We start from the raw sequence: 26,507 nt of genomic DNA on the forward strand, positions 1-26,507 counted from the left end.
GGCACCACGCAGGCCGCCCCAGCGGCACCGACACCTACACCGGCTGCCGATGATAGCAAAGCCGGCGGCACTGCTGCGCGATGAGCCATTTCGCCTACCGTGACGGCATGCTCCATGCCGAGGACGTACCGTTGCCGCAGATTGCCGCCGCCCACGGCACGCCCTGCTATGTCTATTCGCGCGCCGCGCTGCTGTCGCGCTTCGAGGAGTTCCGCCAGGCCCTGGCCGGGCGGGACGCCCTGCTTTGCTATGCCGTCAAGGCCAATTCGAATCTGGCCATCCTGAATCTGTTCGCCCGCGCCGGCGCCGGCTTCGACATCGTTTCAGGCGGGGAACTGGCGCGCGTCATCGCCGCCGGCGGCGATCCGGCCAGAGTGGTTTTTTCCGGCGTCGGCAAGACGCAAGACGAAATGCTTCAGGCCCTGGCGGCCGGCATCTTCTGTTTCAACGTCGAATCCTCAGCGGAACTGGATCGGCTCGACGCAGTCGCCGGCCAGGCCGGCAAGAGGGCGTCGATTGCCCTGCGCGTGAACCCCGACGTCGACCCGAAGACGCACCCCTACATTTCCACCGGCCTGCGCAGCAACAAGTTCGGCGTCGCCTATGCCGAAGCACTCGGTCTGTACCGCCGCGCCCGCGCCCTGCCGAACGTCGACATCGCCGGGATTGCCTGCCACATCGGCTCGCAACTGCTCGATCCGGCGCCGGCCGCCGAGGCGGCGGGAAAGATACTCGTCCTCGCCGACCGGCTGGCCGCCGAAGGCATCGTCCTGCGCCACCTGGACCTCGGCGGCGGCATCGGCATCCGCTATCGCGACGAGTCGCCGCTGTCCGTCGCCGGCTATCTGGCGCCGATCCTGGCGCAACTGGCCGGGCGCAAGGAAAAAATCCTGTTCGAGCCCGGCCGCGCCCTCGTCGGCAATGCCGGCGTCCTGCTCACCCGCATCGAACACCTCAAACACGGCGAGGAAAAAAACTTCGCCATCGTCGACGCCGCCATGAACGACCTGATGCGGCCGGCGCTCTACGATGCCTGGCACGACATCCTGCCCGTGCGGCAGGCTGCCGGGGCAACGGCGGAATACGAGGTGGTCGGGCCGGTGTGCGAGTCGGGCGACTTTCTCGGCCACGCCCGCGCGCTGGCGGTGACCGAGGGGGACCTGCTGTCCGTGATGTCGGCCGGCGCCTATGGCATGGCGATGAGCTCGAACTACAACACGAGACCGCGCGCCGCGGAGGTGATCGTCGACGGAAGCCAAACCTACCTCGTGCGCGAACGCGAGCGGATCGAGCAACTTTTCGCCGGCGAGCGTGTCCTTCCTTGATCGAACCCGAGCACCCCATTCCGCAATCTCATGCATAGAAGCCGTCTTGCCGTTCTGGCCGCCGCCCTCGCGCTTGCGGCCTGCCAGAAAGCCGAGGAAAAGAAACCCTCCGGCCCGCCGCCCGCCCTGATCACCGTCACCCAGGCCAGGGCCGGCGCGATGGAAATCACCGAGGAGACGCTCGGCACCCTGGAAGCGGTCATCGACCCGAAGATCGGCGCCGAAGTGGCGGGCAAGGTCGTCCAGGTGCTTGCCGGCGCCGGCAAGGCCGTCAGGAAGGGCGAGTTGCTGGCGGTCATCGACGACACCGATTTCGCCATCCAGAATCGCGCCGACGAAGCCGACCACAAGCGCACCGAAGCGCTTCTGGCGCAACAGGAGCGCGTCGTCGAGCGGCAGCAGCAGCTCGTCCAGAAGGGCTTCATCTCGCAGAATGCCGCCGACGATGCCCGCGCCCAGCGCGACGCCCTGCGCGAGCAGCTCGCCGCCGCCCGCGCCCGCGGCGACATGAGCCGGCGCAGCCGGGGCAAGGCGCGTGTCGTCGCGCCCTTCGACGGCGTGGTCGAGGCGCAGGTCGCCTCGATCGGCGATTACGTCAAGGTCGGCGACCCGCTGTTCCAGCTGGTCTCCAGCCAGAAGCTGCGCGCCCACCTGCCCTTTCCCGAGTCGATTGCGGCGAGACTGAGAAAAGGGCAGGTTGCGATCCTCACTTCGCCGCAGCAAACCGGCCGTGAAATCCGCAGCGTCGTCAGCGACATCAAGCCCAGCGTTTCCGAATCCGGCCGGGCGATCGACGTCATTGTCGACGTCGACAACCCCGGGGAATTCCGCCCGGGCGGCACGGTGAATGCAGCCGTCGTCGTCGACAGCCGCGAGAATGTCGTGCAGGTGCCCGAGCAGAGCATCGTGCTGCGGCCTGCCGGCAAGGTCGTCTACGCAATTGCGGACGGCAAGGCGGTCCAGCAGGTCGTCGAGGCCGGCGCCAGGCGCGCCGGCATGGTGGAAGTCCTCAAGGGCCTTCAGGCCGGCACCACCGTCGCGCTGGACGGCGCCGGCTTCCTGACGCATGACGCGCGGGTCACCGTGCAGGAGCGCGACAAGCCGGCCACGGGCAAGCCTGCCGAAAGTCAGTCCCCGCAGCACGCCGCCACGGCCCAGGCAACTGCCGACGCCAAGAAATGACGCTGCCGGAGCTTTCGATCAAGCGCCACGTCCTGGCGTGGATGCTGAATGCCGTGCTGGTGCTGTTCGGCCTCATCGCCTACCAGCGCATCGGCATGGACCGCTTTCCCTACATCGAGTTTCCCGTCATCTCGGTGACGACGACGGTGAAGGGCGCCAACCCGGACATCGTCGACGCCAGCGTCACCAACCTCGTCGAGTCGGCCGCCAACACCGTGCCGGGCATCGAGCACATCCAGTCCACCTCGTCGCCGGGCGTCTCGCAGGTGAACATCACCTTTGCGCTGGAGAAGGACGTCAACATCGCCTTCAACGAGGTGCAGGCCAAGCTCAATCAGGTGCTGCGTCGGCTGCCGAAGGACGCCGACCCGCCGGTGGTGGCCAAGGTGGAGACCAATACCCAGCCGATCATGTGGCTGGCGCTTCAGGGCGACCGCACCCAGCAGCAGCTCAACCAGTACGCCGCCAACGTCGTCAAGAAGCGTCTGGAGAGCATCGACGGTGTCGGCGAGGTGCGCCTCGGCGGGCGGCGCGACCGTACCATCCGGGTGAACCTCCTGCCCGCGCGCATGGCCGCCCACGGCATCACGGCGCAGGACATCAACGAGGCCTTTGCCAAGGAGCACGTCCAGCTCGCCGGCGGCTTCGTCGTCGGCCAGGCCACCGAGGCGCTGGTCAAGCTCGACCTGGAGTTCCACCGCATCGAGGACCTCGCCGGCATGATCCTCGGCTACAAGGGCGGCTATCCGATCCGGCTCGCCGACGTGGCCGAGGTCGAGGACGGACTCGCCGACAACCGCCAGCTCGCCCGCTTCAACGGCGAGACCACCGTCGGCCTCGGCATCGTCAAGGTGGCCAACACCAACACGGTCGCCATCACCGAGGCAGTGCTGGCACGGCTGGAGAACGAGATCCGCCCGCAGTTGCCGCCGGGCATGCGCATCACGATCGTCTCCAACGACGCCGTCTTCATCCAGGAGATCGTCAGCTCGCTGAAGGAGCACCTGATCGAGGGCACGCTGCTCGCCTCGCTGGTGGTGTGGTTCTTCCTGCGCTCGCTGCGTTCCACCCTGATCATCGCCCTGGCGATTCCCGTCTCGCTGATGGGCGCCATCGCCGTCATCTACTTTTTCGGCTACACGCTGAACTCCCTCACCATGCTGGCGCTGCTGCTGCTCATCGGCGTCGTCGTGGACGACGCGATCGTGGTGCTGGAGAACATCTTCCGCCATCGCGAGGAAATCGATCCCGACCCGATCGCCGCCGCCGTCAACGGCAGCCGCGAAGTGGTCTTCGCCGTCATCGCGGCAACGCTGTCGCTGGTGTCGATCTTCGCCCCGGTGATCTTCCTCTCCGGCATCATCGGCCAGTTCTTCCGCTCCTTCGCGGTGGTCGTCACCTTCGGCGTGATGGTGTCGCTGTTCGTCTCGCTGACGCTGACGCCGATGCTGTGCTCGCGTTACCTGAAGGTGGAGAAGTCCCACGGCCGCATCTACCACCTGCTCGACGGCATCCTCGGCGGCATGGAGCGGTTCTACCGTCGCCTGCTCGATGCCTCACTGGCCCATCGCTGGAAGGTGGTCGGGCTGACTGCGATGGCAGTCGCATCGAGCACCTTTTTCTTCACCAGCATCGGCAAGACCTTCACGCCCGAACAGGACGAGGGCCGCTTTCTGGTGCGCCTGCGCGCGCCGCTCGGCTCGAGCATCGAGTACACGGATTCGCGCCTGCGCATGGTCGAGGCCATCCTCGACCGCCACAAGGAAATCGTCACCGAGTTCGCGCTGATCGGCTTCGGTTCGGCCGGCCAGGTCAACCAGGGACTGGTCGTCGTGCGCATGGCGCCGCGCCAGGAGCGCAGGGTCCGGCAGCAGGACCTGCTGCCGAAGCTGCGCAAGGAGCTGGCCACCGTGCCGGGCGCCTTCGTCTTCGCAGCGCCCTACCCGATCGTCGGCGGCCAGCGCGGCGAACCGCTGCAGTTCGTGCTGGCCGGCGAGAACCTGCAGGAGGTGGGTCGCCTGTCGCGCGAGCTGCAGCAGCGCCTGTCGCAGGTCGCCGGCATCGGCCGGCTCGACACCGACCTGCAGCTCGACCTGCCCCAGCTGGTCTTCCAGCCCGACCGCGCACGCATCGCCGCCGCCCAGCTCAATTCGCAGGACGTGGCGCTCGCCGTCAACATGCTCACCGGCGGCGTGGACATCGCCAAGTTCAACGACGAGCCGGGCGACGGCCAGCGCTACGACATCCGCGTCAAGGCCCGCGAGGGCGAGTTCACGCAGCCGTCCGACCTGTCGAAGATCTGGCTGCGGGCCAGGGATGGCAAGCTGGTGCGCCTAGACAGCGTCGCCTCGTTCGGCGAGCGCCTCGGCCCCGCGGTGATCGGGCGTTTCGACCTGCAATACGCGGCCACCTTCTACGCCTCGCCGACCATCCCCCTCGGCGAGGCCGTCGCCAAGTTGCGGGAGGTCGCCGCCGAGATCCTGCCGGCCGGCTACCAGGTCAAGCTCGTCGGCCAGGCGGAGGAGTTCGGCAAGACGCAGAAATACATGGCCTTCGCCTTCTCGCTGGCGCTGGTGCTGCTCTACATGGTGCTCGCCAGCCAGTTCAACTCATTCCTGCAGCCGGCGATCATCATGCTGGCGCAGCCGCTCGCCATCATCGGCGGCGTGGCGGCATTGTGGCTGTTCGGCCAGACGCTCAACATCTACTCGATGATCGGCCTGGTGCTGCTGATCGGCCTGGTGGCGAAGAACTCGATTCTCCTGGTGGATCTCACCAACCAGCGCCGCGAGGGCGGCATGCAGGTGGATGCGGCCCTGCGCGATGCCTGCCCGACGCGCATGCGGCCGGTGCTGATGACCTCGGCCACCGTCATCCTCGCCCTCTTTCCCGCCGCCCTCGGCCTGGGCGCCGGCGCGGAGACCAACCAGCCGCTGTCGATCGCCGTCATCGGCGGCATGATCTCCTCGACGCTGCTGACGCTGGTGGTGGTGCCGGCGGTGTACTCCCTGGTGGAATCGCGCCGCAGTCAGCGCTGAGATGGATCGGTGACGAAGCCGATGCGCACCAGGCCCGCCTTGGCGGCCTTGCTCATCACCTGCGCGACGCGTTCATAAGGCACCAGGCGGTCGGCGCGAATGTGCAGTTCCGGCTGCGGTTGCTGCATCGCCGCTGCAGAGAAGTGCGATTCAAGCTCTTCCAGCGCGACCACCGCGCCGTTCCAATGCAGGCTGCCGTCCTCGCGGATGCCGAGCTGGACATGCTCGGGGCGCGTCAGGTTGGGGCTGCTGGAAGCCTTCGGCAGGTCGATCTTCACCGAGTGCGTGAGCAGCGGCGCCGTGACGATGAAGATCACCAGCAGCACCAGCATCACGTCTACCAGCGGCACCACGTTGATCTCCGCCATCGGTCCCTGCTGGCCGCGCCCGTCGAAGCTTCCGATTGCCATCGCGTTTCCTCCGTTCAGCGCGGCGCCACGGCGCGCAATGCGCGCACTTCGCCCGCCGAGCTGTTGCGCTTGGCGCCGACGGTCATCAGCGCATACAGGTCGTGGGCGAAGGCATCCAGCTTCGCCAGCCAGATGCGGTTGCGCCGGTTGAAGGCGTTGTAGGCGAGCACCGCCGGGATCGCCACGGCAAGACCGAGCGCCGTCATGATCAGCGCCTCGCCGACCGGGCCGGCCACCTTGTCCAGCGTGCCCTGCCCGCTCATGCCGATTTGCACCAGGGCATGGTAGATGCCCCACACCGTGCCGAACAGGCCGACGTAGGGCGCCGCCGAGCCGGCCGAGGCCATCAGCGTCAGGCCCTGCTCGACGCGCGCCGCCTCCTGGTCGATGCCGTTGCGCAGCACGCGCGTGAGGAACTCCCCCGGCCCGCCGGCGGCGGCGAGCCGCTGCAGTCCCTGCTGGCTGTTGTCGTCGGCGGCGCCCAGCGCCTGCTGCGCCAGCTCGGCGAAGGCGCTGTCGAGCGGCCGCTGCGCCAGCATGGCGCTCACTTCGGCGAGCGAGCCGGCGGCCCAGAACTGCCGCAGGAAGGCCGCCGCGCGGCGGCCGGCGAGGACATTCGCCAGCCCCTTGGTCAGGATCAGGTACCAGCTCGCCACCGAGAGGGCGAGCAGCAGGAACAGCACGATGCGTCCGACGGCATCGGTCTGCGAAAGAAAATGGGCGAAGCCGAGGCTTTCATTCATGGCAAATCCTCAATGCGAAAAAGTCAGTCTGCGTGACACGGCGATCCTTACTGGAGCACGAACTTGAACGGTTGCAAGGCCACCGCGCGCACCGGCTGGCCGTCGCGCCGCGCCAGGTTGCAGCGCCAGGTCTTCACGGCGGACAGCGCCGCCTCGTCGAGGCGCGCAAAGCCGCTGGAAGTGACAATGCGCGCGGCGGCGACGCCGCCCTGCTCGTCGAGCTCCACGCGCAGCACCACTTTGCCTTCCTCGCCCTGGCGTCGCGACAGCGGCGGGTAGGCTGGCGCGCTGCGCTCCGGGCAGGCGACGGCCAGTTCGGTGCCGAGCGAGACCGGTCCCGCCGGCCGCGCCGGCGCCGCCTCAGCCGGAGGCTGGGGCGGCGGCGCCACCACGTCCCCCGGCGCGTTGGCCGGCGCCTCGGCGACCAGCTGCTGCGGTTGCGGCTTCTCCATCGGCCGCGGCTTTTCCAGTCGGGCCGGTTTCGGCGCCTCCTTTGGCGGGGGCGGCGGCAGCGTGATGGTGTCGACGAACAGCGTCACCACCTCGTCCGGCACTACCAGGATGCGGTGGCTCCACAGGCCCCACAGGGCGACGACATGCGCGGCCAGGACGAACAGCAGTCCCGCCGCGCGCTCCGCCCCGAGTTTCCTGATCGTTTCCACCGCGTGTCAGAAGGCGAGCTTCAGACCGGCGAAAAAGGTCCGCTGCGAATACGGGTACAGCGTGAAGTACTTGACGTTGCCGATGTTGTCGATGCCGACCGAAGCCGTCCCCTGCTTCGAGAATTTGTAGAGCACCTTGGCGTCGAACACACTGAAATTGCTGCGTCCGCCGTAGACGTCCGGATTGGGGTCCGGGTACCGCCCGGCTGCCGTGTCGTAGAGCCCGCTGTGTTGCCGCCCGCTGTAGCGCCAGCCCAGGCTGTACGAGAGCGCATCCGACGCATGGTAGACGCCCAGCAGCGAGGCGCGCCAGACCGGGATCAGCGGCAGCTGCGTGCCCTCCAGCCCCGGGTTCGCAACGTTTTTTGCGATTCTCGAATGAATGTAGGCGACGCTGCCATAGACATCGAGGCCGCGCACCAACAGGTCGTTGACCTGGAGCGACGATTCGATGCCATAGGTGCGAACCTTGTCGATATTCTGCACGCTGCTGATGCTGAACCCGGGCAGCGTCGTGATGTCGGCCTGCGAAACCAGCGCATCCTTTTTCTCCTCCCCGAACAGCGAGGTTCTCCACACGCCATTGGGCAGGAACCGCTCGGCGACGAGTTCCCAGGAATCGGCGGTCTCCGGCTTGAGGTTCGGGTTGTTGGTCAGCGCCACGTTGTAGGGTGCCGGAAACGCAGCGATCTCCGCGGCAGTCGGCGCGCCGCCGCCGACACGGGTAATGCCGACGTTCTTGAACAGCTCGCCGACGGTCGGGAAGCGGACCCCGCGGCCGACGGAGCCCCGCAGCGCCAGCACCTCGGACGCCTGATAGGAGAGCGAGCCCTTGGGGGAGAAGGCCCGCAGGGTTTTGTCCCGGTAGCTGACGTTTCTCCCGTTCGCATAGTTGCTGCCATCGGAAGCCTCCCATCGCTCCTCCCGCCCCCCGACGACCAGCTTCACGCTCGGCGAGATCTGCCAGGCGTCCTGCAGGTAGATCGCATCCGTCGAGGTGACCCCCCTCGAATTCGTGTTCAAGGTGGCGGGGCTGCTGGTCTCCCAGTTGCCCGCCCCCAGCCGGTACTGGTCCGTCTTCGTCGTATACGTGTCGGTGTGGAAGCCGAAGCTGACCTGGTGTTCGCTGCGCAGGTTGCCGCCCGGACGCCATTCGCCGCGCAGGTCCAGGTTCTGCCAGCCCGTTCCGTCCGCAAACGTAATCGTCCCCGCCGTCGCCGCCGAGCTCGGAGTTGTGCCGAAGTTGCCCGACGACGCACGGGTGACATCCTTGTTCTGGTTGAAGATGCTGCCGGTCAGTTCCCAATCCCAGGTCCCGCCGGTCTGCGACTTCACCGACAATCCGTGCATGAAATACTCGGCCTCCGCGTGGCTGGCGCTCGGCGCCGTCACGGAGTAGTCCCTGCCGTTGATGCGGACATAGCGGTAGGGGCCCGCCGCCGTGCTCGTGCCGTAGATTGGATTGCCGGCCGCATCCTTCAGATAGCTTTCGACCCGCTTGTCGGACGTGTTCTGCCAGACGTTGAAGGTGTAGACCGCGCGGACGGTCGGCGTGAAGTCGTAGCCGATCTTCAGGGTGGCGTCGTCCTTGACCGTATGGTCCATGCTGGTGGCGGCCGTGATGACCCTCGGCCGGTCAGCGATGTTCCGATCGAAATGCGCACCGCTGACGACCGTATACTGCCCCGCCGCCGCAGGCGCGCCCGTCTTGGCCGTCGCCGACGTGAAGTCCGTCGGGTGGCTGCGGTTGTCCAGGCGATCGGCGCTCAGCCAGAACGACCAGGCGCCGGCCTTGCTGCCCACGGTCGCGGCACCGTGCACGCCGGTGAAGTTCTTGTCAGTGCCGTACAGCTTGAAGTTCTCGGTGAAGGCGTCCAGCTGCGCATGCGCCTCGAACCTGGTCGGCATGTGGGTGGTCATCAGCACCACGCCCCCCACCGAGTTCCCGGGATACAGGGCCGAGAACGGGCCGTACATGACGTCTACGCGGTCGATGGCGTGCTGCGACACCATGCCCCAGCGCGGGCCGGGGCAGCAGCTGTTGGTCAGGAAGTTCGAGAGCAGCAGGCCGTCCGCGTAGACGATGGTCTCCGCGCTGGAATTGACGCCGTACATCCGCATCGCCAAGCCGCCGTTCACGTCGCCGATGAAGCGCTCGCGGACATGGACGCTCGGCACGTACTGCAGGGCGCCGGCCGAGGAGACCGAGTTGACGCTCTCGGCGATCTGCCTGGCCGTAAAGCTTTCGGTGGTCGACGGCACATGGGCCGGCACCGCCGGCTTGTCGCTCTTGACGAGCATTTCGTCGAGTTGCTTCTCTTCTTCCGCCAGCGCGCATTGCGGAATGTTCAAGGCGAGTGCGACAACCAGCGCGATTCCGCCCGTCGCAGCATGCCGTCCGTCGGCGCGGGCATTTCCCTTCCCCCGAAACTCGTTGTTCTTCTTTCTCATGTTGCTTCCCAGTGATTGCAATGAAATCCGATTACCTCGCCTGGCGGCTCTGCCGCAGCCAGTTCCTGATCTGTGCCTCGCTCAACATTCCTGAATGCGCCTCGCGCCGGTGTGCTGGGTCGAACAGGTAGCTGCGCGGCAGCTCGCCGCGCCAGGCCGGATCGATGGCGTAGCGCAGGCGTTCCGGCACGCCGTCGGCGAACACCCAGGTGTCGAAGCGCTCAAGCCCGAAGCGCTTCAGGGCGGCACGGATTTCGCGCGCATCGGAAGGCGTGTCGGTGGAGACGATCACCAGCGGCAGGTTGCGTTCGCTGCGGGCGAGCTTGCCCAAAGTCTGCAGCTCCTTCACGCAGTGGTGACAGGTCAGCGACCACAGGGTCAGGATGAAGGGGCGCCCGGCGAACTGCTTCTGGATCGTCAGCAGGCTGTCGCCGGTGAAGGGGTGCAGTTCGCCGGCTGCGGCGGGGGCCGCGGCGAACGCCAACCAGAGCGCGGCCAGTACTGCGGCAAAGCGCCTCACGGCCGGACCTCCAGCACGCGCAGGCCCTCGGCGGCCGTGTTCCACACCACCAGCGCCTGCCGCGCGTCGATGAGCGGCAGCGCGTAGTCGGCCTGCTGCGCCGCCTCGGCGAGCTTCTGCGGCGCGCTCCAGCTGGTTCCGGCATCGCGCGACAGCATGGCCCAGGCGGAAAAGCGCTGGCCGTCGAATTCCCGCCACGTCAGAAGGATGCGGTCGCCGGCCGCTGCCACGGCGGGATGTCCGGCCTGGCGCGCCGGATCGCCCAGCGGCAACGGCGCGCTCATGTCGAGGCGCGCATCCGCTTTCGAAAAGTCAGTCCCGGCAATGCGGCGATAGAAAATGCCCTTGCGTTTCTCGCCGTTGGTGAACCAGGCGATGTGCAGGTTGCCGCGGCCGTCGACGGCGATGCCGCCGCCGTGGTGCGGGCAACCGTCGATTTCCCATGTATCGTCGGTGACGCGCAGGACGGGGCCGCCGTTCAGGTTGGCAATCGCGAAATCGCGGATGTTCCTGCCGAAGACGTGGCGCCAAAAGGCGATCGGCCCGGCGGCCGTCCACGTCAGGCCCGTGCGGCAGCACTGGCAGCTGTGGTCGGCGATCTTGCGATTGCGGCCGAAGCTCGCGCCGTCATCCTCCGAGACTGCCGCATAGAGGCCGACGTCGGTCTGCGGGGATTTCTTGACCGTCTTGTCGGTCCGGCTGCGCGCATCGAGCCAAACCACGGCGACGCGGCCGCGGCCATCGACGGCGAGCGAATCGAAACGGTGGCTGATGACCTGGCGGTCGTCGTTGAGGATGATCGGCGGCGTGAAGGTGCGGCCGCCGTCGGTCGACCGGGCGTAGCGGATGTGCGCCGACATCGGCTTGCCGAGGCTTTGCGTCCACGAGACATGCACCGTGCCGTCGGCGCCGACGGCAATCTTCGGCCGGTTCTCGGCATCGGCCATCACCGCTTCCGGCTGCGGCGTGACGGGGACGGAAGCGGAATGGCTTCGGCCGCCATCGACCGAGTGCGACACCAGCAGGTGGCGGTTCTCCACTCGTGCCAGCCAGAGTCTTCCACGGGAATCGAGCGTAGCGCCAACGGAAAGCGGGGAGGCCTCCGCCAGGCGCGCTTCCCAGGCACGCTGGCGGCGCGCCTCGGCATCGTCGGCCTGCGACGCGTGGCCGGCGTGCTGCTGGGCCGCCGCGACAAGCGGCAGCAACGCCATCGCCAGCACACCGATTCGACCTGTCCGCCACCGCATGAAATGCCTCCCGGGAAAGCCGGGAAGAATAGCGAAATGCGGCGCGACGAGCGTGCGACATATCGTCGCAGAAACGGCGACGGCGCCCGCAGGCGCCGTCTTGAGAAACGGAAGATGCTCTCAGTGCTTGTGGCCGTGGTCCATCGTCGCCGGCGCGGCAAGATCGCGCACCTCGGCCTTGATCTCGAGGGTCTGCACTTTCTTGTCCTTGCCCTCGACCTTCAGCGTGATGGGCACCGTGTCGCCCTTCTTCAACTGCTGCTTGAGGTCCATCAGCATGACGTGGTTGCCGCCGGGGGCCAGTTTCACGCCCTTGCCGGCCGGCAACTCGAGCTTCTGGATGGCGCGCATCTTCATCACGCCCTCTTCCATCTTCATGGTGTGGATCTCGACCACGCCGGCCACAGGGCTGCTGGCCGACAGCAGCGAAGCCGCCTCGCTGCTGGTGATTTCAAAAAACGCCCCCGTCGCCTTCTGGGCCGGGGTGGTGCCGCGCACCCATGAATCCTTGATGGTCACCTCGGCCTGCGCCATCGCGCCGAAGAGCATGAGGGAGAGGGCCAGTGTCGTATTGCGCATTTTCGTTGCCTCCAGATTTAAGCCAATTCCACAGGGTCGATTCTACGCCGGTTGCCATTGCGCGTCCCTTTCGCCGTCCTGCGGCAAATTGCCGCACGGCACGGGGGCGCCATCGGCTAGAATCGGCCGCGAAAGATCGAATCGATGAGCCCTGCCGCCACCCCACACGAGAAGGGCGCCGACCACCTGCGGCGCCTGATGCTGATGCGCTGGTTCGCCGTCGCCGGGCAGCTTGCCCTCATCGCGGCGGCACGGCCCCTGCTCGACATCGAATTGCCGCTGGCGCCGATGCTGGCCATCGTGGCCCTGCTCGCCGGATTCAACCTCGCCACGCGGCAGCGCCTGGCGCGGAGCGGGGCTGTCGCCGACAGCGAACTGTTCGCCCAGCTCTGCGTGGACATCACGGCGCTCACCCTGCTGCTTTTCTTCAGCGGCGGCGCCGCCAATCCGCTGGTTTCCCTCTACCTGCCCTCGATCGCCATCGCCGCGGTGGTGTTGCCGGGGCGCTTCGCCTGGGGCGTCGTGTTCCTCGGCGTCGCCGCCTATTCGCTGCTGGTGTTCTGGAACGTTCCCCTGCCGGTGCCGGACGCCGAGCGCGCCACGCGGCTGCACCTGGCCGGCATGTGGCTGATCTTCGTCGCCTCCGCCGCCCTCATCGCCTGGTTCGTCGCGCGCATGGCCGCCGCCATCCGCAGCCGCGACCTGGAACTGGCCGCCGCACGCGAGGAAGCCCTGCGCAACGAACGCGTGATCGCGCTGGGCAGCTTGGCCGCCGGCGCCGCGCACGAGCTGGGCACGCCGCTGGCGACCATGGCCATCCTCGCCGGCGAGCTGGGCCGCAATGCGGACCTGGGCCCGGAGACGCAGGAGGACCTGGCCCTGCTGCGCGAGCAGGTCGAGCACTGCAAGGGCATCATCACGGGCTTGGCTGCGCGCGCCGGACAGACGCGCGCCGAGGGCGGCGGCGCCATCGACCTCGACCGCTGGCTGGAGCAGGTCATCGCCCGCTGGCGCCAGCTGCGGCCGCACGCCGAGGCAAAAGTCAGCCTCCATGGCACGGCGCCGGCACCGCGGGTGGTCGGCGAAGCCACCCTCGAGCAGGCCCTCCTCAACCTGTTCAACAACGCCGCCGACGCCGGTGGCGGTGAAATCGACATCAAGGCGGAATGGGATGGCGGGCGGCTGCAGCTGGAGGTCAGCGACCGCGGCCCGGGCTTCGACGAAAGCGTCCTGCTCGCCGCCGGGCGCGCCTTCGTCACGACACGGGCGGAGGGCACCGGCATTGGCCTGTTCCTCGCCCACGCCGCGGTGGAGCGGCTGGGCGGCCGCATCGTGCTGGCCAACCGCGAGGGCGGCGGCGCCGTCACCCGCATCGAGCTTCCTTTGGAAAAAATCAGGGCAGAAAAAGCATGACCGAAACCCCGCAAATCCTCGTCATCGACGACGATCCCGCCTTCAACCGCGTGCTCAGCCGCGCGCTGAAGAGTCGCGGCTTTGACGTCGCCAGTGCCAGCAGCGCGGAGGAAGCCGCCGCGCTCATCCCGGCGACGCGCCCGGCGCGCGCCGTGCTGGACCTCAACATCGGCGGCACCTCCGGCCTGGCGCTGATCGCGCCGCTGCTGGCCGCCAACCCGGAATGCCGCATCGTCGTGCTGACCGGCTATGCCAGCATCGCCACGGCCGTCGAGGCGATCAAGCTCGGCGCCACGCACTACCTCGCCAAGCCGACCGATGTGGACGCCATCCTGGCCGGCTTCGAGGCGAAGGCGCCCCAGGCGGATTTCACGCCGCCCAGCGAGCCGCTCTCGATAGACCGTCTGGAATGGGAGCACATCCAGCGCGTGCTCAAGGAAAACGACGGCAACATCTCGTCGACTGCCCGGGCGCTGAAGATGCACCGGCGCACCCTGCAGCGCAAACTGATGAAGCGCCCCGTGAAGAGTTAGCCCAGTGCGATGGCCAAGGCCATCGAGATGAAGAGCAGCGCGGCGACGTTGCCGATCATGACGATCGAGGCCACCTTCTCCGGCTCCTGCCGGTAGCGCTCGGCGAAGACGTAGTTGAGCACCGCCGGCGGCAGCGCGCCGAAGATCAGCAGCATGCCGCTGTGCTGCGCATCGAGCCCGAGCAGGCGCGCCGCGACCCAGGCGATGGCCATCCCGATCAGCGGGCGCGCCGCGGCCCCGGCGACGCCGATGCGCCAGGTGTGGAAGTTGGCGTCGGTCAGGCGTACGCCGAGCGAGAACAGCAGCAGCGGAATCGAGATCTCGCCGAGCATGCGAATGGCCGTCAGCAGCGGCGGCCACAGTTCGATACCCGAAACGCTGATGCCCAGGCCGGCCAGGGCGGCCAGCACCACCGGCATGCGCCAGAGGCTTGCCAGGCGGGCACGATGGTCGAGAATGTAGATGCCGAGCGAGAAGTGCAGCAGGTTCTCGACCAGGAACAGCACCACCGCCGCCGGCAGCGCCGCCTCGCCGAAGGCCAGCACGGCCAGCGGCAGGCCCATGTTGCCGGAGTTGTTGAACATCATCGGCGGCACGAAGGTCTTCGCCTCGACCCCCATCAGCCGCGCCAGCGGCCAGGCCAGCAGCCCCGAGCCGAGCACCACGGCGAGCGCACCCAACGCCAGCGACTGATAGCTCGCCAGGTCGAAAGACTTGCCGGCCAGCGTGGCAAACACCAGCGCCGGCACGAAGACGTCCATGTTGATCTCGTTGGCGAAGGACATGTCCGGCCGCCGCGCGCGGCCGTAGAGCCAGCCCGCCATGACGATGGCGAACAGCGGAAAGATGATGGAGACGATCCTGAGCAGCATGCAACCGCTCAGAGGACGTAGCGGGCGAGGTCCTCGCTCTGCGCCAGATCCTTCAGGCGCGCATCGACGTAGGCGGCGTCGACGACCAACGCCGCCTTGCCGTGGCTGCCGGCATCGAAGGCGACTTCCTCGAGCAGCTTCTCCATGACCGTATACAGCCGGCGCGCACCGATGTTCTCGGTCTTCTCGTTCACGGCGAAGGCGATCTCGGCGAGTCGGCGAATGCCGTCGGTCTTGAATTCCAGCTCGACGTCCTCGGTGGCGAGCAACGCCTCGTACTGCCGCGTCAGGCAGGCGTCGGTGCCGGTGAGAATCTGCTCGAAATCCTCCACGGAAAGCGAATCCAGCTCGACACGGATGGGGAAGCGGCCCTGCAGCTCGGGAATCAGGTCGGAGGGCTTCGACAGATGGAAGGCGCCGCTGCCGATGAACAGGATGTGGTCGGTCTTCACCATGCCGTACTTGGTAGCGATGGTAGTGCCCTCGACCAGCGGCAGCAGGTCGCGCTGCACGCCCTGGCGCGAGACGTCGGCGCCGTGCATCTCCGACCGCGACGCGATCTTGTCTATTTCGTCGAGGAAGACGATGCCGTTCTGCTCGACCGCCTGCACGGCGGCCAGCTTGATCTCGTCGTCGTTCACCAGGCGCGCAGCCTCCTCGTCGGCAATGGCCCTCAGCGCCTCCCTGATGCTCATCTTCCGCGTCTTGCGCTTGCCCCCGCCGAGGTTCTGGAACATGCCCTGGATCTGCGAAGTCAGCTCTTCCATGCCGGGGGGGGCGAGGATCTCCATCTGCGCGGCGGGCGCCGCCACCTCGATCTCGACTTCGCGCGCGTCAAGCTCGCCCTCGCGCAGCTTCTTGCGGAACTTCTGCCGCGTCGCAGTCTCCTCCGTGGCTTCGGCATCGCCATGGAAGCCGACGCTGCGCGCCGGCGGCAGCAGCACGTCGAGCACGCGATCCTCGGCGGCGTCCATGGCGCGGTCGCGCACGGCGCGCATGGCCGCCTCGCGGCCGTCCTTGATGGCGATCTCGACGAGATCGCGCACGATGGTGTCGACGTCGCGGCCGACATAGCCGACCTCGGTGAACTTGGTCGCCTCGATCTTGATGAAGGGCGCGTTGGCCAGCCGCGCCAGGCGGCGCGCGATCTCGGTCTTGCCGACGCCGGTGGGGCCGATCATGAGGATGTTCTTCGGCGTGATCTCCGAGCGCAGCGGCTCGGCCACCTGGGCGCGGCGCCAGCGGTTGCGCAGGGCGATGGCGACGGCGCGCTTGGCGCGCCCCTGGCCGACGATGTTCTTGTCCAGCTCGTGGACGATTTCCTGCGGCGTCATCGTGCTCATTCGAGCACCTCGATGACGTGGCTCTGGTTGGTGTAGATGCACAGGTCGCCGGCCACGGTCAGTGCCTTCTTGACGATCTCCTCGGGCGCCAGGTCGGTGTTCTCCAGCAGGGCGCGCGCCGCCGCCTGCGCGTAGGGTCCGCCGCTGCCGATGGCGACGATGCCCTGCTCGGGCTCCAGCACGTCGCCGTTGCCGGTGATGATCAGCGAGCTCTGCCGGTCGGCCACCGCCAGCATGGCCTCGAGCCGGCGCAGGATGCGGTCGGTGCGCCAGTCCTTGGCCAGCTCGACTGCGCTCCTCAGCAGGTTGCCCTGGTGCTTCTCCAGCTTGGCCTCGAAGCGCTCGAACAGCGTGAAGGCGTCGGCGGTGCCGCCGGCGAAGCCGGCCAGGATCTTCTCCTGGTAGAGGCGGCGCACCTTGCGCGCCGTCGCCTTGACGACGATGTTGCCGAGCGTCACCTGGCCGTCGCCGCCCAGGGCGACCGACGCGCCGCGGCGCACGGAAAGAATGGTGGTGCCGTGATATTGCTCCATGGGGCTGCCCGATAGAAAAGCGGAAAACGGGGGAAACGTCAGAACTTGCGCCGTTCGACGTGGGCCACCTGATTGATGCCGAGCACGCCGAAGAGGGCGTACAGCAGTTGGTTGGGATTGCGGATCGTCACGCTGCAGCCGGTGATCTGCAGGTTGGTCAGCGTGTTGAGGAACAGCCCGGCGCTGACGAAATCCATGCGCTTGAGCGCGCTGCAGTCGATGAGCACGTGCTCGCGGCCGGTCGCGAAATCCACCAACTGGCGGAAGGCGTCGGAGCCGGCGCTGTACATCTCGCCCGCGAGGGGGAAGGCATCCGGCTCGGCCGAGGCCGCCGGCGCAGCCATCGCCGCCGGCTTCTTCGGCGGCGGCCGGTTCTCCCAGGACGGCGGGGATACCTCGAAGGTGATGGCGTAATTCACCGCCCACTCCTCGAAGGGATCCTGTTGCGCCATGTGCTGATAGAGTTCCAGCAGCAGCATCCAGAGCGGCTCGTCCTCCCGCTTGCCGACCTCGAGCTTGCCTTTCAGCAGTTCGGCCAGTTTTTCGGCGCCGCTCATCACCAGTTCGCACTTGGCCTTGCGCGCCGCCTGCATCGCCTTCAGCAGCATCTCCGCACCCAGCGGGTCGACAGTCTGCAGCTTGCCGAATTCGACGCGTGCCACCGGGTTGCCGGCAACGATCTTTTCCAATTGCCTGACCGCCTTGTCGGCGCTCTCGCCCAACGCACCGGTAAAGGCCACGAAGGCCGTGCCGCCGGTGGTCAGCGCCGGCCCGAGCGACTGCTTCGCCTGTTCGACCCAGGTCGGCGGCGATTTCTCGTATTTCACCGAGTAGTCGAGGGCGCGCTTGTCGAACAGGTCGCGCTTGCCGACGATCTGGTAGAGGTCGAACAGCATGGCCCACACCTGGTCGGCTGCCGCACCCAGGCCGCCGGCATCGGCCGCCGCTTCCAGCGTTGCCAGGGCCACCTCGTCCTGGCCATTGGCGAACAGGATGGCCGCCTCCTCGACGACCGGATGCATGGTCGCCGAGCTTTCGCGAATCTCGACGTGGCCGGGATGGTCCTCTTCATGCACCTCGATCGCGCCGGGGGCGGTGAAATCCAGGGATTCCAGTTCTTCCTTCGGTGGCGGCGGCGGTTCGGGCGCCGGCTTGGGCGCAGCCGGGCGCGCCGGCGCGGCGGGCGCCGGTTTCTTGGCTGCCGGCTTGGCCGGCGGCTCTGGTTTCTTGCCGAAAAGTGAAAAGGCCACGATCTCTGTCAGGAATGTCTAAGTGTGCCAACCCGGCTTGGCCAGGCGGCAGGACCGGATATCGCTTTTAGCATATCGGCCGGGGAGGCGCAACGCTGAAGCGGATGAACACGAACACGAGACCCGCCGCAGCCAGCATCCAGACACTGGTTGCCCCTGCCGGCAAATCCGCCAGCGCCGCCAGGGACAGGCCCGCAGTATACCCCGCCACGCCGAGGCCAAGGCCGGCCGCCAGCCGCCGTCGCAGCATGCCATGAGTGGCGAGCGCAGGAACGATCAGGCTGGCGAAAACCAGATACACCCCGACCAGCTGTACCGAAACCGTTACGGCCACGGAGAACAGCGCGTAAAACGCCAGGCCGCTGCCCTGCCGGCCCAATGCCCGCCAAACCAGCAGGAGCACGGCGCTGGCTGCAGCCGCGGCCAGCAGTTGGTCATGCGACACCCACAGCATCTGGCCGACCAGAAGGTCACGCAGGTGCTCGCCTCCATGCGCATCGTGCGAGAGCAGCAGCACCGTACCGCTGGCCGCCAGCACGAAGAGCAAGCCGATCAGCGCCTCCTGCAGCTGCGGCCAGCGCCGCTCGCTCCATTGCAGCAGCAGCGCCGCTGCCAGTGCCGCGCCGACCGCCGCGCCCTGCACGACCCAGGGGTTGTCCCCCCGCTCGGCCAGGTGCGCCGCCAAGGCGCCGAGGCCGGCCACTTGCGCCACGGCCAGGTCGATGAAGATGATGCCGCGCGACAGCACTTGCATGCCCAGCGGCACATGGGTGGCGAGGACGATGACGCCGGCGGCAAAGGCCGGCCAGAGCAGGTCGAGCTGGGCGACGAATTCGTTCATGGCGCGCCCTTGAGCTTGACCAGCGTGTCGTCGAAGAGGCCGAAGAGATCCTGCGCCCGCTCGCTGCCGCCGACGGTGAACGGCAGGATGACCAGCGGAATCCCGGCGCGCTCGGCCAGCCACTCGCCCGGCCGCGGCGAGTCGAAGGGCGTGCGCACGATCAGCCGGACCTGCTGTGTCTTCGCCTGCGCCACCAGCTGTGCCAGGTGGGCGCTGCCCGGCTCGATGCCGGGCTTGGGCTCCAGCGTGCCGGCCTCGACCAGGCCGAGCCAGTTGAACAGATAGCTGAAGCTCCTGTGCTGGGCGATCACGCGCATGCCCTTCAGCGGCGCCGCCGCCTGCTCCCAGCGTGCGATGGCCTGCCGCATTTTTTCAGCGAAGGCCTGGTGTCCTTCGGCGTAGTGGCCGGCGTTCGCCGCGTCCAGTTCGCCCAGGCGCTTCGCCAGCGGCGCGGCCACCGCCAGCAGGTTGCGCGGATCGAGCTGGATGTGCGGATTGCCGGCGGCATGCACGTCGCCTTCGCTGCGGTCGAGCCTGGCCGGGATCTCCAGCCGGGTCACAAACTGCGCCGCCTCGAAGTAGCCCGGCCGGCCCGGCTGCACGGCGGCGTTCCCGGATTCGCGCAGCACCGGCGGCAGCCAGCCCGCCTCCAGTTCGGCGCCGGTGCACACCACCAGCCGGGCGCTGCGCGCTTTCGCGATCAGCGAAGGCCGCGCCTCGACGCGATGCGGGTCCTGCAGGGCATGGGTGGCAGAGTAGGTGCTCACCTTGTCGCCGCCCAGCTCCTTCGCCAAGGCCGCCCATTCGGGCTCGCAGGCGAAGACGTTGAGGGCGGCGGCGGCCGGCCAGGCCGCCGCCAGTCCCGCCAGAAACAGGATGGTTCGAATCATCGGATTCTCCTCAGAACTTGTGCGCGCCGTGGGCGCCCAGGCTCATCATGTACTGCAGCGACACCTGGTTGTCGGTGACGCCCTGCATCGATCGGTCGCGCGCGAACTGCAGGCGCAGGCGCGAGAACTCGTCCTGCGACCAGTCGGCCATCAGCGTGTGGCGCTGCGGCCGGTAGCGGGCGAAATAGGCATTGGCGGGGTCGAGGGCAGCGAACACGGTGGCCGGGTCGTAGCGCTTCGAGCCGGCGTTCAGCCAGTCGTAGCGGTAGCCGACGCGCCAGCGCGGCATGAACTGCCACACCGCCTGCGCATAGCCGCCGGTCTGCGCGGAACGCAGATTGCCCAGGCCGAGGCCGCCGACGCAAGGCGAGGTCGCGACATCCGAGGCGCAGGCCAGGTCCCCGTGCTCGGTGCGGCGGAACACTTCCGCCTGCAGCTTGAGGTTGCGCTCTCTCGGGTTGCCGTCCGGCGCCCACTTCCAGACAAAGTCAGCCACCACGGTACGGCTTCTGCCCGAGAACAGGCCTTCCACCTCGTTCGGGCCGGCGGCGTCGGTGTCCTCGAAGTGCGCCTCGCGCTCCCTGGCCCGCGTCGTCAGCCAGGACAGGCCCGCACGCCAGGCGTGCGAGCGGCCGACGTCTCCGCCGACATGGGCGAAGAGCGCGGAAGCGCCCGCCGAGTTCTTGTTGCGGTCGGTGCCGGGAAATCCCGCGCCGCGGCCGATCTCGGCGCCGAACTCCATGAAGAGGTCCGTCGGCGCCACCCATTTCAACTGCAGGCCGTCCTGGCCGTAGTGCTCGCCGAACAGCGCCTTCATCATCAGCGGCGCGTCGGCGAAATCCCAGGCATGCGGATGCTGCTCGTTGATATAGCCGATGCCGGAGAGGAAGCGGCCACCCTTCAGGGTGAAGCCCTGGCCCAGGCCCAGGGTCTGAAAATACGCCTCCTCGACCTCGGCATCGCCATCCTTCAGGGCGACGTTCATCAGGCCGCGGAAATACGGGTTGATGTTGGCGGAGACGACCAGTTCGGAATGGTCGAGCGAGAAGCCGCGCTCGTCGGAGCCGTGATCATGGTCGCCGTGACCGTGACCACCGGCCGGCCAGGTGCCGGCGATGTTGCGCTCGGGCACCTCCTTCAAGCGGCGGTACTGGCCCTGCAGGATGAGCGAGACTTCGGGATTGAAGCCGCCGGCGGCGGCACCGCGCGTACCGCCGTCCTGCGGCGACTGACTTTTGTCGGGCGCCGGCTCGGCGGCGGCCAGCCGCTGCTCGAGCGCTTCGATGCGTGATTCGTAGGCTTTCTTCATCTGCGCGATTTCCTCGCGCAGGGCTTTCAGGTCTTCATCTGCCGCGGCGGCCGGCAAGGCCAGCGATGCAGCGGCGACAAGCAATCCAATGCGTAACATGGAATTCTCCAAAGCAAATGGAACGGCCGCCGCGCACGGCGCAGCGGACGATCGACAACCAGGCTTCAGAGAACGGCGGGGGGAGCGCGGGAATCGTAGCGCCGTATCGCGCGGACTGACTTTTCCGGCGGTACGGGCACATCGTAAGGGGCGGTCGTCGTCGCAACCGGGAGGCCGATCCTGGCGCCCGGCAGCGCCGCATCGAAGCCGGCGAAGGCGGCGCAACTGGTGCAGGACTGGCCGAGGACGGCTGCCGCGGCATGCTCGCCGTCGCTCGACTCGAGGCCGACCTCGGCCGGCGCGCCGAGGTGCGCCGCCCAATGGGCGAACGCCGCCTGCTGCGCCCCGGTAAGGCACAGCACGGCAAGGACGGCAATCAGCCTGCGGTAAAAGGACATCGGACGCGCATTATACGGCCTGGCAGAGCAGGCCCTTCAGGTACTCGCCTTCCGGGAAGGCCAGCGAAACGGGGTGGTCGGGCGCCGCCGCCAGCCGGCGCAGGATGCGCGCGTCCGCGCCGGCATCGGCCGCCGCGCCGGAAACTATCTTCTGGAACAGCTCGAGGCCGATGCCGCCCGAGCAGGAATAGCTCATCAGCAGCCCGCCCGGATTGAGCAGGCGGAAGCCGAGCAGGTTGATGTCCTTGTAGGCGCGCGCGGCGCGCTCGGCGTGGGCCGCGGAGGGCGCGAACTTGGGCGGATCGAGGATGATGAAGTCGAAGCGCGCGCCGGCCTTCTTCAGCGCGCGCAGCGCCTCGAAGACGTCGGCGTCGCGCCATTCGGCGCGCGCGGCGTCGAGCTGCGGATTGAGCGCCAGGTTGCGCCGCGCGCCCTCCAGCGCCGGGCCGGAGCTGTCGATGGAGAGCACGCTCGCCGCGCCGCCGGCCAGCGCCTGCAGGCTGAAGCCGCCGGTGTAGCAGAAGCAGTTGAGCACGCTGCGGCCGGCAGCGAGCTGGCGCGCCAGCAGGCGGTTCTCGCGCTGGTCAAGGTAGAAGCCGGTCTTGTGGCCGCCTGCGATATCCACTTCGAGGCGGACGCCGTGCTCCTCGATGACAAGCCCGCCGGCAGGTGCCGCGCCGTGCAGGAAGCCGGTGCGGGCTTCCAGCCCTTCGAGCCGGCGCACGTCCGCATCCGAGCGCTCGAAGACGCTCGCGCAGCCGGTCGCCTGGACCAGCGCGGCGGCAAGGGCGTCGCGCCACTTCTCGGCGCCGGCGCTGTTCAGTTGCACCACCACCGTGTCGCCATAGCGGTCGGCGATGACGCCGGGCAGGCCGTCCGACTCGCCGTGGATGAGGCGCAGGCCCTGCTGATCGCGCAGTTCCGGCAGCGCCGCGCGCGCGGCGACGGCGGCTTTGATGCGGCGCTTGAAGAAGGCATGGTCCACCGTTTCTTCGCTATCGAAGGTCCACATGCGCGCGCGGATCTGCGAGTGCGGGCTGAACGCCGCCCGCCCGAGCGGGCGGCCGTCGTCGGCGAAGACGTCCACCGTGTCGCCGGCGCGGGCGCGGCCCTTCAGGTGGGCCACCGCACCTTCGAAGATCCAGGGATGGCGGCGCATGACGGAACGCTCCTTGCCGGGCTTGAGGATGACCGCGGCGCTCACGGGCGACTGACTTTCGCGAGCAGGGCGTCGAGCCCGGGATAGCGTTGCGGCGTCAGCGTGACTTTCCGCGACGCCGCACCCCACTTCTCGCCGGCGGCGACGCGCGCGAGGAAGGCGTCGGCGTCGGCGATCCAGGCGGTGCCGACCGTCGAGACGCCTGCGGCGAAGAGCGGATCGGGCGGACAGCCGGCCGAGGGGCCGACGATGGCCACCGCCTCCGCCCCGCGCCACGCCCCGCTCACCCGCTCGAAGGTGTCGTTGAGCAGCAGCGTGCTGGTCGACACGACCTTGTTGCAGCCGGCCAGGCGCTGCGCGTCGAGCGTCACGACCAGACCCGGCTCCTCGCGCACCAGCTCGGCCTTCAGCTCCAGCACGGTGACCGGAATGCCGAGCGCCCGCGCCTGCGCGATGAGCGGCGTGAAATGGCCGACCATTCCGAGGCGGTCGCCCGGCTGGAGGGCAAGCGAACCGAAGGAGTCGATGGAATCGTCGGGCACGAAGCCTGAGCGGTCGAAGAGGCGGCGCGTCAGGGCGTTGATCGTCGCCAGCCCCAAGGCGCGCGCGGCGCCGTCGCCCTCCGCATAGCCGCGCACCAGGTCCATCGCCGCGCGGCCCGAATCCGCTCCGCGCGCATGCAGCGCCGCCAGCGTGCCGTCCAGCAGCGTAAACGCCAGGCCGACGCTGCCGTCGTCGAGCTGCACGGCGCAGAACTCGCCCTCCTTGCCCGGCTGGTCGACCAGCGGCGGCAGCACGACGTGCTTCACGCGCGCCGGGCCCAGCGCCATATCGATGCGCCGTGCGGCTTCGCGCAGCCATGTGCGTACCGGGGGGGCCATGCTCACTTTTTCCTGGCCCGCGGATGGGCGGCGTCGTAGACCTTGGCCAGGTGCATGAAGTCCAGATGCGTATACACCTGCGTCGTGCCGATGCTGGAGTGGCCGAGCATCTCCTGCACGGCGCGCAGGTCGCCGGAGGATTGCAGCACGTGCGAGGCGAAGGAGTGGCGCAGCATGTGCGGATGGACGTGGGCGCCGAGGCCGGCCTTCTTCGCCCAGCGCTCGAGGCGCAGCTGGATCATGCGCATCGACAGGCGCGTGCCGCGCCGGCTGACGAACAGCGCCGGGCAGTCGGCGGCGGCGATTTCGCCGCGGCGCGACAGCCAGGCCGCCAGCGCCTCGCGCGCCTTGCTGCCGACCGGCACGCTGCGCGTCTTGGCGCGCTTGCCGGTGACGGTCACCTCGCCCGCCGCCATGTCCTGCGCCATGTTGCAGTCGAGGCCCGCCAGCTCGGCCAGGCGCAGGCCCGACGAGTAGCACAGCTCGAACATGGCCTTGTCACGCAGTTCCAACAGGCCGTCGGCCTGCATTCCCAGGAGCGCATTCGCCTGATCGGCCGAGAGCACCGATGGCAGGGCCTTCTTCGACTTCGGCGCGCGCACGGCGAGGCAGGGGTTCTGTTCCAGGCCGCGATGCTTCGCCAGCCAGTTGAAGAAGCCGCGCCAGGCCGACAGCACGCGGGCCAGCGAGCGCCCCGACAGCCCGCGCGCGTGCAGCTGCGCGACGAAGCGGCGGATGTCGTGGTGTTTCAGCTTGTCGAGAGAGGCAGCGCCGGCCAGGTCCAGCAGCGCGGCGAGGTCGTGGCCGTAGCCTTCGAGGGTCAGCCGGCTGACGCGACGCTGGTGGGCCAGCTCGTCGAGCCAGGCCGCCGCAGCGGTCTTGGCTTCCTCGCCTGCCAGCCCGGACATCGCTACTCCAGCGTTCTCAGCAAGGCCGCGCTCGCCAGATCGCCGATATGGCCGAGATACAGCGTGCCCATCTCGGGATAGAAGCGCTGCACGTCCTCCGAGCCGAGGGCCAGCAGGCCGACCGTCTCGGCATCGCGCCGCAACGCCACCAGCGCCACCGAACGCACGTGCTCGCCGGCCTCGCCGAACCAGGCGGCCGCCTCGAAGCCGGCGTTGGCGCCACAGAAGGGATGTGCCAGGCCGGCGGCGAAGATGCGCGTCTGTTCATTCACCTCGGCGAACTCCGTCGCCCCGGCTTGTGCCGGCACATTCCACAGGCGGAAGGCGACGTGCGGCACGGCGAAGTCCTCGCCCAGATGCGTGAGCAACGCCTGCTTCGCCGCGGCGAAGTCGGCCGCGCCGGCGAGTGCCGTCGCCAGCCGGTGCACCTTCTCGCCGATGGCGTCGTTCTCCTCTCCGAAGCGGATCAGTTCGCCCAGCTTGCCCTCCAGCAGCTTGGCCTTCTCGCGCAGCGTGAGGATCTGCCGCTCGGTGATGGAGATGGCGCGCCCGCCGTGCGGATGCGGGATGTAGAGCTGCGCCAGCAGGTCGGCGTACTCCTCGAAGAACTTCGGGTGGTCCTGCAGGTAGCGGGCGATTTCGTCGGCCTTCATTCTTGTGTTCCCCTTATTGAATTTCGATTTCGCTGTCGAACACCGTCACCGCCGGGCCGGTCATCAGCACCGGCCGTCCCGGCCCGCCCCAGGCAATCGCCAGTTCGCCGCCGCGCGTCGCCACCCGCACCGGCGAATCGAGCAGGCCGCGGGCGATGCCGGCCACGACGGCGGCGCAGGCGCCGGTGCCGCAGGCCAGCGTCTCGCCGGCGCCGCGCTCGAAGACGCGCAGGCGGATCGCATGGCGGTCGACCACCTGCATGAAGCCGGCGTTCACCCGCTGCGGGAAGCGCGGATGGTTCTCGATGAGCGGGCCCTGCTCGGCGACCGGTGCGGTATCGACGTTGGCCACCACCTGCACCGCGTGCGGATTGCCCATCGAAAGGGCGGTGATGTCGACGCTGGCGCCGTCGAGCTGCAATGGCTGCACCAGCGCATCGCTTTCGCTGACGAAGGGCACGCGCGTCGGCTCGAAGCGCGGCACGCCCATGTCCACCGTGACGAGGCCGTTGTCCTCCAGGCGCGGCTCGATGAGGCCGCCCCGGGTCTCGACTCGGATGGCGCGCTTCGCCGTCAGGCCCTTCTCGTGCACGAAGCGCACGAAGCAGCGCGCACCGTTGCCGCACTGCTCGACTTCGCCGCCGTCGGCGTTGAAGATGCGGTAGCGGAAGTCGGCATCGGGCCGCGCCGACTTTTCGACGACGAGGATCTGGTCGCAGCCGACGCCGAAGTGGCGGTCGGCAAGAAAGCGCGCCTGCCCGGGCGACAGGTCGATGGCCTGCGTGACGGCGTCGAGCACGACAAAGTCGTTGCCGAGGCCGTGCATCTTGGTGAACTTAATCCGCATCGGCCGTCTCCGGGCACAGGCTGGTGTAATCCCGCCAGATGCAGCGGTCCATCACCACCGTCATGCCGCCGGCGACCGCCTTTGCGGCGGCTTCATCGTTGATCACGCCATCCTGCAGCCAGAGGCGCTTGATTCCGAGCTGCAGGCATTCGTCGACGATCCGGCCGACATGCTCGGGCGCGCGAAAGACGTCCACCAGGTCGATGCTCTCGGGCACCTCGGCGAGCGAGGCGTAGGCCTTTTCGCCCAGCACCGACTCGACCTTCGGCCGCAGCGGGATGACGCGGTAGCCGAAGCCCTGCAGGGCGCGGGCGATGCGGAAGGCGGGACGGGCGGGATTCGGCGACAGGCCGACGACGGCGATGGTCTTCACCTCGCGCAACAGGGCGCAGATCGCCTCGGGATCGGGGTTGCGGAACAT

General features: G+C 68.3%; 26 protein-coding genes. 5 read left to right on the forward strand and 21 right to left on the reverse strand.

Annotation, left to right across the window (positions count from 1 at the left end; all coding sequences use genetic code 11):
* Positions 1-80: 80 nt before the first annotated feature.
* The 3 genes from lysA to ROZ00_12280 are packed head-to-tail and all read left to right on the forward strand — an operon-like array spanning position 81 to position 5,545.
* The gene (lysA, locus tag ROZ00_12270) at positions 81-1,325 is read left to right on the forward strand and encodes a diaminopimelate decarboxylase (protein ID MDT3736993.1); all 1,245 of its coding nucleotides are present in this window, start codon (positions 81-83) and stop codon (positions 1,323-1,325) included.
* A gap of 30 nt (positions 1,326-1,355) precedes the next feature.
* Positions 1,356-2,507 carry an efflux RND transporter periplasmic adaptor subunit gene (locus ROZ00_12275; protein MDT3736994.1) on the forward strand — a complete coding sequence of 384 codons (1,152 nt, stop codon included), beginning with the start codon at positions 1,356-1,358 and terminating at the stop codon, positions 2,505-2,507.
* Positions 2,504-5,545 carry an efflux RND transporter permease subunit gene (locus ROZ00_12280; GenBank protein ID MDT3736995.1) on the forward strand — a complete coding sequence of 1,014 codons (3,042 nt, stop codon included), beginning with the start codon at positions 2,504-2,506 and terminating at the stop codon, positions 5,543-5,545. The genes ROZ00_12275 and ROZ00_12280 overlap by 4 nt, the downstream gene beginning before the upstream one ends.
* Here ROZ00_12280 and ROZ00_12285 read toward each other — a convergent pair.
* From ROZ00_12285 to ROZ00_12315, 7 genes are all read right to left on the reverse strand, one after another.
* Positions 5,536-5,955, reverse strand: coding sequence for a biopolymer transporter ExbD (locus ROZ00_12285; GenBank protein ID MDT3736996.1), 420 nt, complete (start codon positions 5,953-5,955; stop codon positions 5,536-5,538). The two genes, ROZ00_12280 and ROZ00_12285, sit on opposite strands and share 10 nt — an antisense overlap.
* Positions 5,956-5,969: 14 nt before the next feature.
* On the reverse strand, positions 5,970-6,698 hold the full coding sequence (locus ROZ00_12290) for a MotA/TolQ/ExbB proton channel family protein (protein MDT3736997.1): 729 nt from the start codon (positions 6,696-6,698) through the stop codon (positions 5,970-5,972).
* A gap of 47 nt (positions 6,699-6,745) precedes the next feature.
* Positions 6,746-7,360 (reverse strand): energy transducer TonB, encoded by a 615-nt coding sequence (locus ROZ00_12295; protein ID MDT3736998.1) that lies wholly within the window; start codon positions 7,358-7,360, stop codon positions 6,746-6,748.
* A 6-nt stretch (positions 7,361-7,366) separates the two neighbouring features.
* A complete protein-coding gene (locus tag ROZ00_12300) occupies positions 7,367-9,811 on the reverse strand; it encodes a TonB-dependent receptor (GenBank protein ID MDT3736999.1) in 2,445 nt (814 codons plus the stop codon).
* 31 nt (positions 9,812-9,842) lie between these two features.
* Entirely contained in the window at positions 9,843-10,331 is a 489-nt protein-coding gene (locus ROZ00_12305; GenBank protein MDT3737000.1) for a TlpA disulfide reductase family protein, read from the reverse strand.
* Positions 10,328-11,578 (reverse strand): exo-alpha-sialidase, encoded by a 1,251-nt coding sequence (locus tag ROZ00_12310; GenBank protein ID MDT3737001.1) that lies wholly within the window; start codon positions 11,576-11,578, stop codon positions 10,328-10,330. Before ROZ00_12310 ends, ROZ00_12305 begins: the two co-directional genes overlap by 4 nt.
* A gap of 120 nt (positions 11,579-11,698) precedes the next feature.
* Positions 11,699-12,157 carry a copper chaperone PCu(A)C gene (locus tag ROZ00_12315; protein MDT3737002.1) on the reverse strand — a complete coding sequence of 153 codons (459 nt, stop codon included), beginning with the start codon at positions 12,155-12,157 and terminating at the stop codon, positions 11,699-11,701.
* Between the two features lie 144 nt (positions 12,158-12,301).
* Here ROZ00_12315 and ROZ00_12320 point away from each other — a divergent pair, with 144 nt between their 5' ends.
* Together ROZ00_12320 and ROZ00_12325 are read left to right on the forward strand one after the other, a co-directional pair.
* Positions 12,302-13,570 carry an ATP-binding protein gene (locus ROZ00_12320; GenBank protein ID MDT3737003.1) on the forward strand — a complete coding sequence of 423 codons (1,269 nt, stop codon included), beginning with the start codon at positions 12,302-12,304 and terminating at the stop codon, positions 13,568-13,570.
* Positions 13,567-14,103, forward strand: coding sequence for a response regulator (locus tag ROZ00_12325; GenBank protein MDT3737004.1), 537 nt, complete (start codon positions 13,567-13,569; stop codon positions 14,101-14,103). The genes ROZ00_12320 and ROZ00_12325 overlap by 4 nt, the downstream gene beginning before the upstream one ends.
* Here the strand turns inward: ROZ00_12325 and ROZ00_12330 are convergent.
* The 14 genes from ROZ00_12330 to ROZ00_12395 form a co-directional block, all read right to left on the reverse strand.
* Complete coding sequence (locus tag ROZ00_12330; GenBank protein ID MDT3737005.1) at positions 14,100-14,975, reverse strand: AEC family transporter; 876 nt, start codon at positions 14,973-14,975, stop codon at positions 14,100-14,102. The genes ROZ00_12325 and ROZ00_12330 overlap by 4 nt on opposite strands.
* An 8-nt stretch (positions 14,976-14,983) precedes the next feature.
* Positions 14,984-16,318, reverse strand: a complete 1,335-nt coding sequence (hslU, locus tag ROZ00_12335) for an ATP-dependent protease ATPase subunit HslU (protein ID MDT3737006.1) — start codon at positions 16,316-16,318, stop codon at positions 14,984-14,986.
* Positions 16,315-16,851: an ATP-dependent protease subunit HslV gene (gene hslV, locus ROZ00_12340; protein ID MDT3737007.1), complete on the reverse strand. Its 537-nt coding sequence runs from the start codon at positions 16,849-16,851 to the stop codon at positions 16,315-16,317. The genes hslU and hslV overlap by 4 nt, the downstream gene beginning before the upstream one ends.
* Positions 16,852-16,889: 38 nt before the next feature.
* Positions 16,890-18,101: an STAS domain-containing protein gene (locus ROZ00_12345; protein ID MDT3737008.1), complete on the reverse strand. Its 1,212-nt coding sequence runs from the start codon at positions 18,099-18,101 to the stop codon at positions 16,890-16,892.
* Positions 18,102-18,168: 67 nt separating this feature from the next.
* The gene (locus ROZ00_12350) at positions 18,169-18,942 is read right to left on the reverse strand and encodes a metal ABC transporter permease (GenBank protein ID MDT3737009.1); all 774 of its coding nucleotides are present in this window, start codon (positions 18,940-18,942) and stop codon (positions 18,169-18,171) included.
* Entirely contained in the window at positions 18,939-19,832 is an 894-nt protein-coding gene (locus tag ROZ00_12355; GenBank protein MDT3737010.1) for a zinc ABC transporter substrate-binding protein, read from the reverse strand. Before ROZ00_12355 ends, ROZ00_12350 begins: the two co-directional genes overlap by 4 nt.
* 10 nt (positions 19,833-19,842) lie before the next feature.
* The gene (locus ROZ00_12360) at positions 19,843-21,240 is read right to left on the reverse strand and encodes a TonB-dependent receptor (protein ID MDT3737011.1); all 1,398 of its coding nucleotides are present in this window, start codon (positions 21,238-21,240) and stop codon (positions 19,843-19,845) included.
* A 65-nt stretch (positions 21,241-21,305) separates the two neighbouring features.
* Positions 21,306-21,638 (reverse strand): hypothetical protein, encoded by a 333-nt coding sequence (locus tag ROZ00_12365; protein ID MDT3737012.1) that lies wholly within the window; start codon positions 21,636-21,638, stop codon positions 21,306-21,308.
* A gap of 10 nt (positions 21,639-21,648) precedes the next feature.
* Complete coding sequence (locus ROZ00_12370; GenBank protein MDT3737013.1) at positions 21,649-22,842, reverse strand: class I SAM-dependent methyltransferase; 1,194 nt, start codon at positions 22,840-22,842, stop codon at positions 21,649-21,651.
* The gene (locus ROZ00_12375) at positions 22,839-23,678 is read right to left on the reverse strand and encodes a DUF364 domain-containing protein (GenBank protein MDT3737014.1); all 840 of its coding nucleotides are present in this window, start codon (positions 23,676-23,678) and stop codon (positions 22,839-22,841) included. Before ROZ00_12375 ends, ROZ00_12370 begins: the two co-directional genes overlap by 4 nt.
* Before the next feature lie 2 nt (positions 23,679-23,680).
* A complete protein-coding gene (xerC, locus tag ROZ00_12380) occupies positions 23,681-24,586 on the reverse strand; it encodes a tyrosine recombinase XerC (protein ID MDT3737015.1) in 906 nt (301 codons plus the stop codon).
* A gap of 2 nt (positions 24,587-24,588) precedes the next feature.
* Positions 24,589-25,239 carry a DUF484 family protein gene (locus ROZ00_12385; protein MDT3737016.1) on the reverse strand — a complete coding sequence of 217 codons (651 nt, stop codon included), beginning with the start codon at positions 25,237-25,239 and terminating at the stop codon, positions 24,589-24,591.
* A gap of 13 nt (positions 25,240-25,252) precedes the next feature.
* Positions 25,253-26,086: a diaminopimelate epimerase gene (dapF, locus tag ROZ00_12390; GenBank protein MDT3737017.1), complete on the reverse strand. Its 834-nt coding sequence runs from the start codon at positions 26,084-26,086 to the stop codon at positions 25,253-25,255.
* The gene (locus tag ROZ00_12395) at positions 26,076-26,507 is read right to left on the reverse strand and encodes a CoA-binding protein (protein ID MDT3737018.1); all 432 of its coding nucleotides are present in this window, start codon (positions 26,505-26,507) and stop codon (positions 26,076-26,078) included. The genes dapF and ROZ00_12395 overlap by 11 nt, the downstream gene beginning before the upstream one ends.

The sequence above is a fragment of the Denitratisoma sp. genome (assembly GCA_032027165.1).
GTDB lineage: Bacteria > Pseudomonadota > Gammaproteobacteria > Burkholderiales > Rhodocyclaceae > Desulfobacillus.

Bases quoted from the DNA above. Each gene is read 5' to 3' on its own strand.
- ROZ00_12285 (MDT3736996.1), bottom strand. From the start codon at position 5,955: ATGGCAATCGGAAGCTTCGACGGGCGCGGCCAGCAGGGACCGATGGCG.
- ROZ00_12315 (MDT3737002.1), bottom strand. From the start codon at position 12,157: ATGCGCAATACGACACTGGCCCTCTCCCTCATGCTCTTCGGCGCGATG.
- dapF (MDT3737017.1), bottom strand. From the start codon at position 26,086: ATGCGGATTAAGTTCACCAAGATGCACGGCCTCGGCAACGACTTTGTC.
- ROZ00_12355 (MDT3737010.1), bottom strand. From the start codon at position 19,832: ATGATTCGAACCATCCTGTTTCTGGCGGGACTGGCGGCGGCCTGGCCG.
- ROZ00_12350 (MDT3737009.1), bottom strand. From the start codon at position 18,942: ATGAACGAATTCGTCGCCCAGCTCGACCTGCTCTGGCCGGCCTTTGCC.
- ROZ00_12330 (MDT3737005.1), bottom strand. From the start codon at position 14,975: ATGCTGCTCAGGATCGTCTCCATCATCTTTCCGCTGTTCGCCATCGTC.
- xerC (MDT3737015.1), bottom strand. From the start codon at position 24,586: ATGTCCGGGCTGGCAGGCGAGGAAGCCAAGACCGCTGCGGCGGCCTGG.
- ROZ00_12275 (MDT3736994.1), top strand. From the start codon at position 1,356: ATGCATAGAAGCCGTCTTGCCGTTCTGGCCGCCGCCCTCGCGCTTGCG.
- ROZ00_12385 (MDT3737016.1), bottom strand. From the start codon at position 25,239: ATGAAGGCCGACGAAATCGCCCGCTACCTGCAGGACCACCCGAAGTTC.
- ROZ00_12375 (MDT3737014.1), bottom strand. From the start codon at position 23,678: ATGGCCCCCCCGGTACGCACATGGCTGCGCGAAGCCGCACGGCGCATC.
- ROZ00_12300 (MDT3736999.1), bottom strand. From the start codon at position 9,811: ATGAGAAAGAAGAACAACGAGTTTCGGGGGAAGGGAAATGCCCGCGCC.
- ROZ00_12365 (MDT3737012.1), bottom strand. From the start codon at position 21,638: ATGTCCTTTTACCGCAGGCTGATTGCCGTCCTTGCCGTGCTGTGCCTT.
- ROZ00_12360 (MDT3737011.1), bottom strand. From the start codon at position 21,240: ATGTTACGCATTGGATTGCTTGTCGCCGCTGCATCGCTGGCCTTGCCG.
- ROZ00_12310 (MDT3737001.1), bottom strand. From the start codon at position 11,578: ATGCGGTGGCGGACAGGTCGAATCGGTGTGCTGGCGATGGCGTTGCTG.
- ROZ00_12290 (MDT3736997.1), bottom strand. From the start codon at position 6,698: ATGAATGAAAGCCTCGGCTTCGCCCATTTTCTTTCGCAGACCGATGCC.
- lysA (MDT3736993.1), top strand. From the start codon at position 81: ATGAGCCATTTCGCCTACCGTGACGGCATGCTCCATGCCGAGGACGTA.
- ROZ00_12320 (MDT3737003.1), top strand. From the start codon at position 12,302: ATGAGCCCTGCCGCCACCCCACACGAGAAGGGCGCCGACCACCTGCGG.
- hslU (MDT3737006.1), bottom strand. From the start codon at position 16,318: ATGAGCACGATGACGCCGCAGGAAATCGTCCACGAGCTGGACAAGAAC.
- hslV (MDT3737007.1), bottom strand. From the start codon at position 16,851: ATGGAGCAATATCACGGCACCACCATTCTTTCCGTGCGCCGCGGCGCG.
- ROZ00_12395 (MDT3737018.1), bottom strand. From the start codon at position 26,507: ATGTTCCGCAACCCCGATCCCGAGGCGATCTGCGCCCTGTTGCGCGAG.
- ROZ00_12325 (MDT3737004.1), top strand. From the start codon at position 13,567: ATGACCGAAACCCCGCAAATCCTCGTCATCGACGACGATCCCGCCTTC.
- ROZ00_12280 (MDT3736995.1), top strand. From the start codon at position 2,504: ATGACGCTGCCGGAGCTTTCGATCAAGCGCCACGTCCTGGCGTGGATG.